The sequence below is a fragment of the Pseudomonas sp. LBUM920 genome (assembly GCF_003852315.1).
In the GTDB taxonomy this organism is placed as follows: Bacteria; Pseudomonadota; Gammaproteobacteria; order Pseudomonadales; family Pseudomonadaceae; genus Aquipseudomonas.
Map to the genome: position 1 here is coordinate 2523116 of NZ_CP027762.1, position 15007 is coordinate 2538122.

Here is a 15007-nt window from a genome sequence, read left to right on the forward strand (position 1 = left end):
TAACCGCAGCCCAAACGAAAAAAACCACCCATACCGCAGCTGCAAGGCCACGATAGGGATGGTTCCACCCATTACTCCAAGAACGCTTCAGCCTTTTACCTCAAATGCCACCCACCAACTTGCCCCCCTCCATGCGTCGCTTATACGCACTGTCGCGACTCGCCAACCAGAAATACAACGGCGACGTCACCACCAACCCCACCACCCAGGACAAATCCGCGCCATTGATGTGTTCGGAAATCGGCCCTACATACAGCGGCGTATTCATAAACGGAATCTGCACTGCAATCCCGATGGCATACGCCAGCAGCGCCTGTGGGTTGTACTTGCCGTAAATCCCGCCATCCACGCGGAAGATCGAGGCAATATCGTATTTGCCTTTGTGAATCGCATAGAAGTCGATCAGGTTGATCGCCGTCCACGGCACCAATACCACCAGCAGCACCAGCACCATGTCGACAAAGTGGCCAATAAAGTCTTTGGAGGCGAACACCGCCGCAATCGCGCAGGCGGCGAGGACGAGAATCGAGATCACCGCACGGCTTTTGGCGGTAGGAATCCAGCGATACGCAAAGGTCTGCACCAAGGTGATGATCGACAGTACCGCGCCGTAGAGGTTAAGGGCGTTGTGGCTGATCACGCTGAGCAAAAACAGCACCAGCATCAGTGGGCCGATGGCGCCGGTGGCGAGTTTGACGGCGTCCATGGTGTCCATGCCGACCGGGGTGGCGAGCACGGCGACGGCGCCGAAGATGAAGGCCAGGCTGGAGCCAAGGACAGAGCCCAGGTAGGTGGTCCAGAACGTCGACGCCACGCGGACGTCGGCCGGCAGGTAGCGCGAATAATCCGACACGTAAGGTGCGAAGGCGATTTGCCACAGCGCCGCGAGGGACACGGTGGCCAGCCAGCCGGAAATGTTGAAGCTGCCGCGGGTCAGAAAATCCGTGGTCTGCACATGGGTGAAGATATAGCCGAAGCCCAGCACGATGCCGGCGCCGAGCACCCAGGTGCCGATGCGGTTGAGCACGTGGATGAAGCGGTAGCCGATGATGCCGATGATCCCGGAACCGATGGCGCCGATGACGATGCCGACCGGCACGGGCACGCTGTCGACCACGCCGTGCAGGGATTTACCGGCCAGCACGATGTTGGAGGCGAAGAAACCGATGTACATGACGCCGGCGATGATCACCACCAGCAGGGCGCCGAGCGAGCCGAACTGGGCGCGGCTCTGGATCATTTGCGGGATGCCCATTTGCGGGCCTTGGGCTGAGTGCAACGCCATCAGCACGCCGCCGACCAGATGGCCGACGAGGATGGCGACGATGCCCCACACCAGGTTCAAGTGGAACAGCTGCACACCCAACGCGCCGGTGACGATGGGCAGCGGTGCGATGTTGCCGCCGAACCACAGGGTGAACAGGTCTCTTACCTTTCCGTGGCGATCTTCCGGGGGCACGTATCCAATCGTGTGTTTTTCGATAAGCGGGGCGGAGGATGTTGCAGTGGTAACCATGACGAGCTCCAAGGCAAGGTGAGTACGTTGACGTACTTCGCTGTGCGACGCGTGGGCGACGCTTTGTTGTTGGAGTGATCATCTGCAATGGACGCAGGGAGGTAAATTAGTAAGTTTGTTGCTATAGACCTTAAAAAAAGTATCTCGCCGGATTTTTTGCTCCGGTATGTTGCAGGGGCTTGAATCAGTGTGAAAAAGCCGATTTTCGCGCACTTGTTTGGGGCGAAGTCCCACGTTTCCGGAGGTCCCGATGGCTGCCTATAACCTGCGCCAGCTCAGATATTTTGTTACCACGGCCGAGTGCGGCAGCGTCGCCGAGGCCTCGCGCAAGCTGTATATCGCGCAGCCGTCGGTCTCCACCGCGATCAAGCAACTGGAAGACAGCTTTGGCGTGCAGTTGTTTATCCGCCATCACGCTCAGGGCGTTTCACTCACGCCCAGCGGCGCACGGTTTTATCGCAAGGCGCTGGAGCTGTTGCGGGTGGCCCATGAGTTCGAGCAGAACGCCTTGGCCGACAATGATGTGGTGGCGGGGCAGATCGATATTGGCTGCTTCGAAACGGTGGCGCCCTTGTACCTGCCGCGTTTGATTGCGGGCTTCAAGGCGCTGTGGCCGGGCGTGGAAATCCGTATTCGTGATGGCGAGCAGCAAGAACTGGTGCAGGCGCTGACGGCGGGCAGTATCGATGTGGCGATGCTGTTCGAGCATGACCTGGGCGGCACGATTGAAACCACGCCGCTGATGCCGCCGCAACAGCCGTATGCCTTGCTGCCGGCGGATCACCGTTTTGCGCAGCAGGCCAGGGTGTCGCTGGCGGACCTGGTGCTGGAGCCCATGATCTTGCTGGATGTGCTGCCGAGCCGCACCTACTTCGTGAGCATCTTTGAAGAGCGCGGGCTGACGCCCAATATCGTGTTCAGCTCGCCGTCGATCGAGATGGTGCGGGGCATGGTGGGCAGGGGGTTCGGGTTTTCGATCCTGGTGACCAAGCCGTTTACCGAATACACCTACGATGGCCAGAAGGTGGTGTGTGTACCGTTGGCAGAGACGGTGACCGGCTCAGGGCTATCGGCAGTCTGGCTGCGTCGTGCGCCGCTGACCAAGCCGGTGCAACTGTTCGTCGACTACTGCCGCGAAGAGCTCGCGCGGCTGCTGGGTTAGCACGGCGACATTTCTGCGCCCAGGCGCGCGACCAATTGTGCCAGGGTCGGCGCGCCCCGGTGGCCGCCAAACACTTCGCATTTGATCGCGGCGGCAACGCTCGCGGCGCGCACGCGCTCGGCCAGCGTCCAGCCATGCGCCAGGCCGTACGCATAGGTGCCATGCCAGACATCCCCGGCGTTGAGCGTGTCGATTGCGCGAATGCGGGGTGTCGTGAAGTGTTGCACCGCAGTGCTCGCCGCTTCGCGCTGCCAGATCAGCGAGCCGCGTTCGCCCAGGGTGACGCCGATCACCTTGGCTTCGCAGCGCGACGCCAGGGCCAATAACGCCTCTTCGGGCGGGACGTTGCCAGCCAGCAACTGCAAGGCCGGTTCGGAAAACAGCACATGATCTGCCAGGGGGATCAGCGCGTTAAGGTCTTGCACGGCGGCGACGTCGGCATCCAGCAGGGTCGGCACGCCCAGCCGCCGGGCGGCGCTGAAAGCTGCGTGAGCCCCTTGCAGCCAGCGCATGTCGGCCATTACCGCCGCCGCGCCAGCGATGTCGTCGAGGGGCAGCCAGGCGGCGTCGGCTTCCAGTGTGGGGTCGATGAACGGCACGACGAGCCGCTCGCCGTCACGGTCCACCAGGATGGTCGAGAACGGCGTGCGCCCGCCAGGCACCTGGCGAATCCATGCGGTGCAGACGCCGGACTGGCTCAGGTCATCGAGGAGCATTGTGCCGGTGGCGTCGTCGCCGATACGCGCCCACAGGGCAACCGGGCCACCCAGGCGCGCAATGCTTGCCGCTGCGGCGGTGGCCATGCCTGACGCGGCCTGGACCGCCTGGCGGGGGAGAATCTTGGTGCCGCGCGACGGGATGTGATCCACGCTGAAGATGGTGTCCCACAGCGCGCAACCCACGCAGATGACACGGTTATCCGCCATGGCGCGGTTCTCCCGGCAGTGTCGCCTGCAGGGTATCGAGCGCGCGGATTCTGGCGCGAAAGTGTTCGGTACCCGCGACGATTTTATCGAGCACGGCGTCCAGGGCCCAATGGCGTTCGCGCACGTCGTAGTCGATCACCCGGCAACGTATGGACGCGAAGGTGCCGATTCGCTGGTGGTAGATTTTTGCCAGGGCCGGGTAGCCCATGCCTTCTGTGGTGGCCGCCAGCACCAGAAAGGTCGCGAGCTCTTGCGCCAGTGGCGGGTGTTGTGCGCCATGCAGGCGCAGCCACTGATACAGGTCGGGGTGGAAGTTGGTAAACACACCATTGAAGCCTGCGGCCCCGGCTTGCAGGGCGTCCCAGGCGATCGCCGCATTGGCGTTGAGAATGCGCAGCGACGAGCCCTGCGCCAAGGCAACGCGCCGCTTGACCACTTGCAGGTCGCAGCTCACGTCCTTGAGCATGATAAAGCGCTGGCTGTCGATGCAGGCCTGCAGCTCCTCGTCGCTGAGCAAGCGCCGGTAGGGCGCCGGGCACTCGTAGAGGCCCAAGGGCACGTCAACGGGCAGGCGTTCGAGCAGGGTGTGCAGGTTATCGAGAAACACCTTGCTGCCCTGGCGTTGCGGGTCAAGGTGGTTGGTCACCAGCACCACGGCGTCGGCGCCACTGGCGGCCATCGCATTAAGCTCGTGCACTTGGGTCTCGAGGCAGTCGCTGATATGGCCGGACACCGCCACCGGCACCCGCCCGGCCACTCGCTCAACCACATGCCGGGCAAGTTGCGTGCGCTCGTCGAGGCTCAGCCATTGCATCTCACTGGACTGCGCCACTGCGAACAACGCGTCGCAGCCAAGGCCCAGGTACCACTCGACCAAGCGGTCGACGCCGGGGAAGTCGATATGGCCAGTCTCGTCAAAGGGCGTGAGCATCACCGGCACGATGCCTTCGATGACAGGTTGGGCAGGGCGGGGCATAGCGGCGTCCTCTGGATGAATGTTCATGGGTGAGCCGCCACGGCGGTGACCGCGCAGGCGGGCGGGGTGTCGGGGATGGGGTGGCGTACCAGGAACAGGTACGACAGGGCGCCGATCATGGCGATGGCGGCGCCGGTCAGCAGTGCGGGCACGAACGACCAGGTCTGGGCGATGTAGCCGGTCATGATCGGCGCGAGTGCGCCGCCCAGGAAGCCGCCGAAGTTCTGGATCGCCCCCAGTGAAGCCACGCGATTGGCCGGCGCGACGGCGGTGGCCAAAGACCAGGCGCACGCCGAGGACGCGTTGGCCAAAAAGATCACCACGCAAATGCAGGCCACGGCGATGACATTGCTCTCTACCAGCGCGGCCGGGATGGTGAAAATCACCATGCCCACCATCGCGACGACCATTGCGTTGCGGCGTCCCAGCACCGCGGTTTCGCTGCGCCTGGTAATGCGGTCGGACACCCAGCCGGCGACCAGCGCGCCGATAAACCCGCAGAGGAACGGAATCGCAGCAGCCACGCCGCTCATCTCCAGGCTCATGTGCCGGGCGCTGCGCAGGTAGCCGGGCAGCCAGGTCAGGTAGACCCAGTTCAAGTACACCGAACCCATGAAGCCGAGCATCATGCCCCAGGTTGTCGCGTGGCAGAACAGTGCGCGCCAGTCAGCGAACGTGACCTTGGGGGGGGTGACGTGGGGTTCATCGCTGTACAGGTAGCGACGTTCTTCCTCGGTGAGCGTGTCCTTGACCGGGTCGCGATAGACCACCAGCCAGACCACCGCGACCAACAGCCCGGCGGCGCCGGTGAGGTAGAACGCCCAACGCCAGTCGAGTGCCGCGATCAGCGCCGAGAGGCACAGCGGGGCCAGCGCGATACCCAGCGGCGAGGCTGAATTGAAGATGCCGGTGGGCGTGCCGCGTGAGCGCAGTGGAAACCAGTTGCTCACCACCCGCGCGGCAGACGGGAATTGCGGCGACTCGCCGATCCCCAGTAGCACGCGGGCGAGCAAGAACCAGCCAAAGCTCGACATCAGGCCGCCAGCCGCCTGGGCCAGGGACCACAGCACCAGGCCGCCGCCCAGCAACCAGCGTGGCCCGATGCGGTCGACCAGGGCGCCGACGGGCAGTTGGCAAAGCGCATAGCTCCAGGAAAAAGCCGAGAGCAGGATGCCCATTTCGCCCAGCGACAGATCAAGGTCGGCGCGCACGAATTCATTGGCAACGGCCAGCGTGCCGCGGTCCAGGTAGTTGATGAGGCCGCTGAGCACCAGCAGGCTGAGGGCAAGGGTTTGCTGGCGCCGAATGCGCGGTGGCGCAATCGGGTGTGCAGGTGTCTGACTCATGATGGATGTCTCTTTTTATTGTTTTTGACAGCGTGCGCTGACCCGGCACGTTGGCCCGGCTTCCCGGCTGACGTGGCAGCACATGGCATTATGTAATCGTTTGCCATCCCGACAAAAATCGTCCGTGGTTGCACGAACCTTTAACGCAGAGTGCCCAATATAAACAGCATATGTTGAAAATGTTTATTTTTGTCTAGCGCTTACATCCTAGATTTTCAGTTTGCTGGCTGTCAACGATTCATTGACTGCGCCGAGGTGCCCGCTTAGGTTGTGCGTAACGCTTACTTTTTGACATGAAGCCACCTATGCCCGCAGCAATCACCACGCCCCGCGACACGCCTCATGCGCCCATTACCCAGGAACCGGTGCTCGCCGATGTCGCCCGGATCGCCAATGTGTCGACCGCAACGGTTTCGCGCTATTTGAATGAGCCGCAACGCGTCAGTGAGAAAACCCGCGCCAAGGTACGCGCGGCCATCGACCAACTGGACTGGGTGCCTAACGCGGCGGCGCGTTCGTTGGTTTCCAGGCGCTCGTACACCATCGGCGTGATCGTGCCGACCCTGGAACACGAGAAATTTCACCAGCAGTTGCAGGCGTTCCAGAACCGTTTGGGTGCCCAGGGGCTGGCGGTGTTTGTCGCCTGCTCGGCGTATGACCCGGGCGAAGGTTATCGTCAGGCCAGAGGCATGCTGGCGCGCGGCGTCGATGCGCTGGCACTGCTTGGGGATGATTACCCCGATGCGTTATTTGATCAGCTGGATGCCAAAGGCACGCCGTATGTGGTCACCTTTGGCAAGCGCGCCGGTGCACGGCACCCCTGCGCGGGGTTTGACCATGGGCAGGCCTACGCAATGATCACCCGACGCCTGCTGGCGTTGGGGCATCAGCGTTTTGGCATCATTTTCCAGTCGGTCACCGACAACGGCCGCATCCAGGACCGACTGCAGGCCGTGCACGCCACCCTGGCCGAACAAGGGCTGGCCCTGCGGCCTCAGCATCAGGCCATTCGCGCCCAGAGCCTGAACGAGGGGCGCGTCGCGTTTGCCCGCGCCAGCCTCCAACACATCATGAGCCAACAACCGGCGCCCACTGCGATCATTTGTGGTAACGACATGCTTGCCATCGGCGCATTGCTGGAAGCCCAGGCGCTGGGCATTGCGGTGCCCGGTCAATTGTCCATTTGCGGGTTCGACGACATCGAGATCGCGGCCCACAGTCGGCCAGCCTTGACCACTGTTCAGGTGCCCGACCGGCAGATCGGCGAACTGGCCGCGCAGTACCTGATTGATCGTCTCGCCGGGCTTGCCTGTGAGGCGCCGCCGATGCTGGAGGTGCAACTCATTGAGCGCGAGTCGACGGGCGCGGCGCCACGCCAGGATTGAACACACCCTTGAGGGTGAGAGGGGACTTGCTCCCCCTCACCGTTGCTGTGCGGGTTTGACAGCCTGGCGGCTCAGGCGCGAATCGAGTCCAGCATCCGTTGCAACATGGCATCGCAGCCTTGCAACTGCGCCACACTGACAAACTCATCCGGCTTGTGCCCCTGGTCCATGCTCCCGGGCCCACACACCACTGTGGGAATACCCACCGCATCAAACAACCCGCCCTCGGTGCCGAACGCCACGGTGCCGAAATCCCGCGAACCGCTGAACGCTGCGATCAGCTGCGCTGCCTGGCTGCGCTCATCGGTCACCAGCCCCGGATACGCCGACAACTCGGTAAACCGAATCGCACTCTGCGCGCTCACCGCCTGCATACGCGGCAGCACCTGCTGTTCGGCGTAGGCCCGAAGCGCTGACGCCACGTCGCCTGGGTCCTGCGACGGCAAGGCGCGAATCTCAAAATCAAACCGACAGTCTGCCGGTACGATATTCAGCGCCTTGCCACCCGAGATCATTCCGGTCTGCACCGTGCTGAACGGCGGATCAAAGCGCGAATCCTGTTGCTCGCGCAGTCGCTGGCCGATCCGCCCCAGCTCACCGATCAACTCGGCGGCATGCTCAATCGCATTCACACCAGACGGCGCATACGCCGAATGGCAGGCCTCGCCATGTACATCGCAGCGCATCGCCAATTTGCCCTTGTGGCCGAGCACCGGTTTGAGTTCGGTCGGCTCGCCGATGATGCACAGCATCGGCTTCACTGGCCTCTGCTCCAGCACCGCCAGCAAGGAGCGCACGCCCAGGCAGCCGACTTCCTCGTCGTAAGACAGGGCGATATGCACCGGCAGGCGCAAGTCGGCTTCCACCAACGCCGGCACCAGCGCCAGCACACAGGCGATGTACCCCTTCATATCCGCCGTGCCGCGACCAAACAGCTTGCCGTCGCGCTCGGTCAACTCAAACGTCGGCACGGTCCACGGCTGGCCATCCACCGGCACGACATCGGTGTGCCCCGACAGCACAATGCCCGGCAGCTGCGTCGGGCCGACACTGGCAAACAGGTTGGCCTTGCTGCGCTGCGCGTTGTAGACCAGCTCGCTGGTCACGCCGAATTCGGCCAGGTAGTCGCGCACGAACGCGATCAACTGCAAGTTGGATTCGCGGCTGGTGGTGTCGAAGCCCACCAGCGTCTGCAGCAATTGGCGGCTGGTGCTCATCGCTCGTCCCCGGCCACGCCGTAGCCGGGCGAGCGGTCGGGGGCGAGCGCGCGGTCGATGTAGTCCTGCACTTGTGGGCGGTAGGCGTCCCACAGTTTTTGCAGTTCGCCGATCGGCTGTTCATCGGCCCAGTCCACCCGCAAGTTGATGATCGGCCACGTCAGTTCGCCCACCACCACCAAGGCGGCAGAGTGCACCGGGCCGGCTTCGCCACCGGCGGCGATGGCCGCGTGCATGGCGGCCAGCAGGCGGTCGGCGAGTTGGCCTTCGCCTTGCTCGAAGGCCGTGACCATCGCCTCGATCACCGCGCGGTCAGCGAGCATATTGCCCGCCGCCACGCATTGTTCGCCCGACACCGCGTGGTGCGTACCGAGGGTTTCGCTGCCGCTGAAATGCACGCTGCGGCCCAGGTGATCAATCGCCGTCAGTTGCCGGTACTGGCTGTAGCCGTTGCGGGTCAGGGCCTTGTCGACGGCCTCGGCCGGTGCGAGGCCGTGTTCGAGCAGGTCGAGCACGTCCGGGCCCAGGGCCGGCAGCGTGATGTTCTGGGTCGAGACCGCGCCCACACCGGGCCGCAGCCACGGGCAGCGCGCACCCACGGCGATACTCGATGAGCTGATGGCGATGCCCAGCTGGCCGGTGTCCGCGCAGCGCGCGACGATTGAAAAGGTCATGTGTGGCTCCTTATTCGGGGATGACGGCGATCACGTCAATTTCCATCAACCACTGCGGCTGGCCCAGGGCCGACACCACCAACCCGGTGGAAATCGGGAACACGCCTTTGAGCCACTTGCCGACTTCCTGGTACACCGGCTCGCGGTAGCGCGGGTCGATCAGGTAGGTGGTGGTCTTGACGATGTGGCTCAGGTCGGAACCGGCTTCTTCAAGCAGTTGCTTGACGTTGCGCATGGCTTGCTCGGCTTGCGCGCGCGGGTCGCCGAGGCCAACCAGGTTGCCGTCAAAATCAGTGCCCACCTGGCCGCGCACATACACCGTATTGCCGGCGCGCACGGCCTGGCACAGGTCGTTGTCCAGGCTCTGGTTGGGGTAGGTTTCCTTGGTGTTGAACATGCGGATACGCGTGTGAGTAGGCATCAAAAAACTCCAGAAAAAAGTGATCAGGCGCTGACAGGTGAGGGTTGAACAATCGGTGCGGGTTCACGGTACTCAAGGTATTGGCGCTGGATGGCAATGTGGTCGGCCACGTACTTGGCGTCATGCCAAACGCCCCAGATAAAGGACGAGCCACGGCGCGATTGCCAAGGCAAACCGAGGAAGTAAATCCCCGATTCGGGGGCCACGCCGCGCTGGTGCTGCGGCTTGCCGGCGGCGTCAAAGGCATCGACCTTCAGCCAGCTGTAATCCACGGCAAAGCCGGTGGCCCAGATGATCGAGGTGATACCGGCCTCTGCCAGGTCCAGTTCCAGGATCGGGTGTTTGATGCATTCGGCGTCGGGGAACACGCGGCGTGCTTCGGGTTCCATCGGCAGGTCGAGGCCATTGCGCTCGATGTAGGCATCTGCCGCGTCCAGCAGGGCCAGGTAGTTCTCATCGCCTCGTTTCAGGTTGTCCACCAAATTCGCCTGGAAGGTGGCGGTACTGCCGTTGAAGGATTGAGTCAGGCCGACGAGGGTCATGCCTTGCTGGGCAAGCTCGCGAAAATCGATGGTCTTGCCGCCGTGGGCACCGCTCACTGCAATGGTCACGTGCTCGCGGCCAGGCTTCATCGCGGCTTGATCCCATTCGCCCAACACGCCCAGCCACCAGCAGAAATCGCGGTTGCGGTAGGCACGCGGCGGGCGGTCGTGGGCGCCGACCGAAAGGTACACCTGGCGGCCGCAGCGCTGCAATTCATCGGCGATCTGCACGCCGGACGAGCCGGCACCCACGACCAGCACGGCGCCGGCGGGCAGTTGCGCAGGGTTGCGATAGTCGGCGGAATGGATCTGGTGCAGCGCGGAGTCTTTGGGCGCAATTGCTGGAATCACCGGTTTCTGGAACGGCCCGGTGGCCGCGACGACGCGGTTGGCTTCGATGACGCCTTCGCTGGTGTGCACGGTAAAGCCCGGGCGGCCGACATTGCGCACCACAGAGGTCACCTCCACGCCGGTGCGGATCGGTGCGTTGAATTTGCGCGCATAGGCTTCAAAGTAATCGGCCACGCGCTCTTTAGGCGCGAAACCATCGGCGGCGACGTCATCGAATTCAAGGCCTGGAAAACGGTCATGCCAGGCCGGCCCATTGGCCACCAACGAATCCCACCGCCCGGTGCGCCAGCGCTCGGCGATGCGGCTGCGCTCCAGCACCAGGTGCGGCACACCGTGCTTGCTCAGGTGTTCGCTCATGGCCACGCCAGCCTGACCGGCTCCCACAACCAGGGTGTCTGTTTTTGTTATTGCTTGCGTCATGTGTCTGTCCTTGCGTAATGCAGTTGGATTCAGCTTGGGCATGGCGTCAAGGCTAGGGGGAGGGCGATTTTTAATAAAATATTATTAAGCTGGGAACAGAGCATAAATATCGGATGCAGAGCGGCTGACACGATCGCGCTGAATGGCGCAGAGCGAACGTGGCAGCGAGCTTGCCCGCGCATGGGGGATTTCAGTCAATATAGCTTTCACTGAGCCATCGCCTTCGCGAGCAAGCCCGCTCCCACATTGGACAGACGCCATGCCTACGATCCGTGTAATGACCCCCGCCGACTACGACGCGGTCCTCGCCCTGATGCAAAACACCCCGGGCATTTCCCTGCGCGACGCCGATTCCCGCGAGGCCACCGAGCGCTACCTGGCGCGCAACCCCGAGATGAGTTTTGTCGCCCACGCCGCCGGCCGGGTGATCGCCTGCGTGATGTGCGGCCATGATGGCCGGCGTGGCTATCTGCAACACCTGCTGGTGCTGCCGGACTATCGCCGCCAAGGCATCGCCCAGGCACTGATCGAGCGCTGCCTCGGTGCGCTGGAGCAACTGGGCATCGACAAATGCCACCTCGATGTATTCAAGACCAACACCCATGCCGCCGCGTATTGGCAAGGGCAGGGCTGGACGCTGCGAACGGACATCGACCGTTATTCCTTCACGCGCCCCGGCAACGAAAACGCCTAGCGCTCGGCGCAGTACTTGACGGCCGCCGCCGCGCGCGAGGGCACCTTCAAGCTGCGCAGCAGCGACGACACGTGAATGCGCACGGTGAATGGCGAGATCGCCAGGGCTTTGGCGATTTCCTTGTTGGTCTTGCCTTGGGCGATCAGGCGCAGCACCTCTTGCTGGCGCGCGGTGAGGGTGGGGGTGCCCAGGGGCAGCAGGCCGGAGGGCGCGAACTTGACCAGCACTTCGCCGTCGCGAATCGCCAGGAGCGCCTGGCCGATTTCGTCCGGGGTGATGTTCTTGCCGATAAACCCGTCGGCACCCAGCGCCATAACCTGCTCGATCAGCGCCGGGTCATCCACCATCGACACCACGATCAAGGTGCTGCGCCGCAAGTGCTGGCGCAGCTCGGCCAGCTGGCTCATGCAGGTCAGGCCGGGAAAGCGCAGGTCGAGGATCAGTGTGTCGATATCGCTGCCGTCGCGGGTCAATGCGTGCACCGCGTCCAGGTCGCCGGCCTCTTGCACCACGGCCTCGGGCAGCAGGCGCTGCACGGTGCGCAGCATGCCTTCGCGAAACATCGGGTGGTCGTCGGCTATGATGATCCGGCCGGTCATGGTGTGCTCCTTCCTGGGGCAAGCGAGTGTTGTGCCATGCTACTTTAGCACCGCGCCACAGGGACGCTTCTGGCGCGTTCCGGACAGATCGATTGCCGCACAAGGACGTCATCCATGAGTCATGAGACCCACTCCGAACTCGATCAGGCCAACCTGCGCATTGTGGTGGCCGCCATCGCGATTATCTACATCGGCGCGCTGGGGTTCTTTCCCGGTCAGTCGGTGGACACCTACGTGCCGGTGATCCTGTACATCGTCGCGTTCCTGCTGGCCTCCATCGCGCTGCGCCAGGTCATCGCGCGCTGGCCCGGGCATTACCCGACGCGGCGGGTGCTGGGCATGATCCACGACTACACCGGCACCTCGTTCGGGCTGGTGGTGGGCGGTGAAGCGGCATTGCCGCTGTATGCCGTGATGGTGTGGGTCAACCTGGGCAACGGCATGCGCTACGGCTCGCGCTACCTGGCGATTGCCACGGGGCTGGCGTTGCTCGCGCTGCTGATCGTGTACCGGCTGACGCCCCTGTGGCAGGCGCAACCGTTCATGGTGCTGATGCTGATGATCACCAGCACGGTGATCCCGGTGTACGCGCATATTTTGCTCGAGCGCACGCGCAAGGCGTCCGAAGAGGCCATCGCGGCCAACCTGGAAAAATCGCGGTTCCTGGCCCAGGCCAGTCACGACCTGCGCCAGCCGATCCACTCCATCGGGCTGTTTACGGCGTGTTTGCGTGAGGCAAAGCTTGGGCATGACGAACAGCGGTTGGTGGACAATATCGACCGCTCGCTGCTCAACGTGTCGCAGCTGTTCCGTTCGATTCTCGACCTCTACACCCTCGACAACGGCAGGCTGTTGCCCAAATACCAAGTGATTCACCTGGGCGAATTCCTCGCCGACCTGGTGCACCAGCACGCCGAGGCGGCGCACTGGGCCGGGGTGCAACTGCGCCTGCGGCCGTGTGCGTATTGGGTGCAGGTCGACCCCGCGATGTTGGCGACGATGGTGCAAAACCTGCTCTCCAATTGCTTCAAATATGGCGCGCAGCGGCCAGTACTGATCGGCGCGCGCATTCGCAACGGCGGCGTGTCGCTTCAGGTGCACGACCAGGGGCGGGGCATTGCCGAGGAGCATCAGGCGAAGGTCTTCGAAGAGTTCTATCGGGTACGCCAACTGCGTGACAAGGACGTCGAAGGCGTGGGCCTGGGGCTGTCCATCGTCAAGCGGCTGGGGCAGTTGATGGGCGTGCACGTGAGCCTGCGTTCTGGGCTGGGCCATGGCACCTCCGTGAGCCTGTACGGCCTGGCACTGGCGACGGCGCCGCGCCAACCGGCGGCGCGAGACGACCCGCGCCAGGCCGGCTTGCTGACGGGTCTGAAAGTTTGCCTGGTGGAAGATGACCACAACGTGCTGTTGGCCACCCAGGCCTTGCTGGAGCGCTGGGGCTGCGAGGTGCAGGCCGAATCCAGCGGGCAGGGCCTGGTCAGCGACTGCGACATCATCGTCGCCGACTATGACCTGGGCAACCACGCCACCGGCATCGAGTGCATCGATGCCCTGTGCCAGCAACGCGGCTGGGCGGTGCCGGCGCTGATCCTGACCGGGCACGACGTGGAAAAAATCCAGGCGGCCCTGCATGACCGCAAGATCGCGATTCTGTCCAAACCGGTGCGGCCTGCGGAGCTACGCGGCACGCTGCGTGACCTCAGCCAGCCAGCCGTCACTGCATGAACGGTGCGGCCTGACCGCCTTTGGCGCCTTTGGGCATGCACCAGGCGCTGGGTTTCATCAAGCCAAAGCTGGCCACGGTGAACAAGCCGCCGCTGGCACCGCTGGGCACGGTGCAGTTGTAATCACCAGACGCGGTGCTGGCGATGTAGTAGGTGGTCATGGAGTCATTGCGCACGTTGGAGATACGCTTGACCGGCTCACCGAGGTTGGTTTCCGACAGCGTCTTGAGATGGTCTTCATTGGGCTTGACGTTGCTGCAACCGGCGACACTGATGATCAGGGCGCCAAGCAGGGTGAGACGGGTAACGCAGGCGTGCAGGTTCATGAGGGTTCTTCCTTGGGATTGTCAGGGTTTTTCCAGCGCGCAAGGCACCCTCGCGCAACAGGCGTGCGGTGCCGGGGGGAGCGTTGGAAGTGCCGTGGAATATAGCGCCGCCGGGCAAAGGGGTCGATTAGCACAAGTGTGCTAATGGCACGATGAGGTCATGGACGGAGAGAAGCATGCTGCAGATTAAACGCGCCACCCAAGCGGACGCCCAGGCGGCGTTCGACATTCGCCTCTTGGCCATCCGCAGCCAATGCATCGGCGCCTACAGCCGCGAACAGATGCTGCTGTGGACCCGCGGCCGCGCCGAAGACGGCTACAGCGCGCTGATGGACAAGCCGTTTTACCTGGGCTGGGTGAATGGCGAGCCCGTGGTCACCGGGATGCTCGACCCGGATAACCACGAAGTGGGCGCGCTGTTTGTGCTCCCTGAATTTGCCGGACGCGGGTACGGCAAGGCAATGCTTGATCACTTGGAAAACCTCGCGCGGGAACTGGCCATTGAGCACGTCGTGCTGGATTCGACGCTCAACGCGGCGAGCTTCTACAGAGCGTGCGGTTATGCGGGCGACAAACAAGCGGTGTATCACTCGCCGTCGGGGCTGACACTGGCGTGTATACCGATGACCAAGCGACTGGTTGCCGAGGACGCGAACTAGCTCCGGCTAACATCGATGATCGCTGTGGGAGCTGTCGAGCCCCGGCGAGGCTGCGAAAGCGGTGGT

General features: G+C 63.4%; 15 protein-coding genes. 5 read left to right on the top strand and 10 right to left on the bottom strand.

Features of this window, described 5'->3' with window-relative positions; translation table 11 throughout:
* Positions 1-100 precede the first annotated feature (100 nt).
* Complete coding sequence (locus C4J83_RS11790; protein ID WP_124417114.1) at positions 101-1516, bottom strand: purine-cytosine permease family protein; 1416 nt, start codon at positions 1514-1516, stop codon at positions 101-103.
* Between the two features lie 250 nt (positions 1517-1766).
* Between C4J83_RS11790 and C4J83_RS11795 the strand changes: the two genes are divergently transcribed.
* Positions 1767-2678: a LysR substrate-binding domain-containing protein gene (locus C4J83_RS11795; protein WP_124417115.1), complete on the top strand. Its 912-nt coding sequence runs from the start codon at positions 1767-1769 to the stop codon at positions 2676-2678.
* Here the strand turns inward: C4J83_RS11795 and C4J83_RS11800 are convergent.
* From C4J83_RS11800 to C4J83_RS11810, 3 genes are read right to left on the bottom strand one after another with little or no spacing between them, the layout of a single operon-like run.
* Positions 2675-3604, bottom strand: a complete 930-nt coding sequence (locus tag C4J83_RS11800; RefSeq protein ID WP_124417116.1) for a PfkB family carbohydrate kinase — start codon at positions 3602-3604, stop codon at positions 2675-2677. The two genes, C4J83_RS11795 and C4J83_RS11800, sit on opposite strands and share 4 nt — an antisense overlap.
* The gene (locus C4J83_RS11805; RefSeq protein WP_124417117.1) at positions 3594-4580 is read right to left on the bottom strand and encodes a dihydrodipicolinate synthase family protein; all 987 of its coding nucleotides are present in this window, start codon (positions 4578-4580) and stop codon (positions 3594-3596) included. Before C4J83_RS11805 ends, C4J83_RS11800 begins: the two co-directional genes overlap by 11 nt.
* Positions 4581-4603: 23 nt before the next feature.
* Positions 4604-5926: an MFS transporter gene (locus tag C4J83_RS11810; protein ID WP_124417118.1), complete on the bottom strand. Its 1323-nt coding sequence runs from the start codon at positions 5924-5926 to the stop codon at positions 4604-4606.
* Positions 5927-6231: 305 nt separating this feature from the next.
* Between C4J83_RS11810 and C4J83_RS11815 the strand changes: the two genes are divergently transcribed.
* Positions 6232-7311, top strand: coding sequence for a LacI family DNA-binding transcriptional regulator (locus C4J83_RS11815; protein WP_124417119.1), 1080 nt, complete (start codon positions 6232-6234; stop codon positions 7309-7311).
* Between the two features lie 71 nt (positions 7312-7382).
* Here the strand turns inward: C4J83_RS11815 and argE are convergent, their stop codons facing one another.
* From argE to C4J83_RS11835, 4 genes are read right to left on the bottom strand one after another with little or no spacing between them, the layout of a single operon-like run.
* The gene (gene argE / locus C4J83_RS11820) at positions 7383-8528 is read right to left on the bottom strand and encodes an acetylornithine deacetylase (RefSeq protein ID WP_124417120.1); all 1146 of its coding nucleotides are present in this window, start codon (positions 8526-8528) and stop codon (positions 7383-7385) included.
* Positions 8525-9202 carry a DUF1028 domain-containing protein gene (locus tag C4J83_RS11825; RefSeq protein WP_106580167.1) on the bottom strand — a complete coding sequence of 226 codons (678 nt, stop codon included), beginning with the start codon at positions 9200-9202 and terminating at the stop codon, positions 8525-8527. The genes argE and C4J83_RS11825 overlap by 4 nt, the downstream gene beginning before the upstream one ends.
* Before the next feature lie 10 nt (positions 9203-9212).
* Positions 9213-9623 (bottom strand): RidA family protein, encoded by a 411-nt coding sequence (locus C4J83_RS11830; protein WP_010171793.1) that lies wholly within the window; start codon positions 9621-9623, stop codon positions 9213-9215.
* Between the two features lie 23 nt (positions 9624-9646).
* Positions 9647-10978 carry a flavin-containing monooxygenase gene (locus tag C4J83_RS11835; protein ID WP_372239300.1) on the bottom strand — a complete coding sequence of 444 codons (1332 nt, stop codon included), beginning with the start codon at positions 10976-10978 and terminating at the stop codon, positions 9647-9649.
* A gap of 217 nt (positions 10979-11195) precedes the next feature.
* On the opposite strand from C4J83_RS11835, the gene C4J83_RS11840 reads away from it, so the two are divergent.
* The gene (locus C4J83_RS11840; protein WP_119735394.1) at positions 11196-11630 is read left to right on the top strand and encodes a GNAT family N-acetyltransferase; all 435 of its coding nucleotides are present in this window, start codon (positions 11196-11198) and stop codon (positions 11628-11630) included.
* Here C4J83_RS11840 and C4J83_RS11845 read toward each other — a convergent pair.
* Positions 11627-12229 (bottom strand): LuxR C-terminal-related transcriptional regulator, encoded by a 603-nt coding sequence (locus C4J83_RS11845; protein ID WP_106580164.1) that lies wholly within the window; start codon positions 12227-12229, stop codon positions 11627-11629. The genes C4J83_RS11840 and C4J83_RS11845 overlap by 4 nt on opposite strands.
* Before the next feature lie 114 nt (positions 12230-12343).
* Here C4J83_RS11845 and C4J83_RS11850 point away from each other — a divergent pair, with 114 nt between their 5' ends.
* The gene (locus C4J83_RS11850; protein ID WP_124417122.1) at positions 12344-13957 is read left to right on the top strand and encodes an ATP-binding response regulator; all 1614 of its coding nucleotides are present in this window, start codon (positions 12344-12346) and stop codon (positions 13955-13957) included.
* Here C4J83_RS11850 and C4J83_RS11855 read toward each other — a convergent pair.
* A complete protein-coding gene (locus C4J83_RS11855; RefSeq protein ID WP_124417123.1) occupies positions 13947-14282 on the bottom strand; it encodes a hypothetical protein in 336 nt (111 codons plus the stop codon). The genes C4J83_RS11850 and C4J83_RS11855 overlap by 11 nt on opposite strands.
* Before the next feature lie 176 nt (positions 14283-14458).
* On the opposite strand from C4J83_RS11855, the gene C4J83_RS11860 reads away from it, so the two are divergent.
* A complete protein-coding gene (locus C4J83_RS11860; RefSeq protein WP_124417124.1) occupies positions 14459-14941 on the top strand; it encodes a GNAT family N-acetyltransferase in 483 nt (160 codons plus the stop codon).
* The last annotated feature ends 66 nt before the right edge of the window (positions 14942-15007 follow it).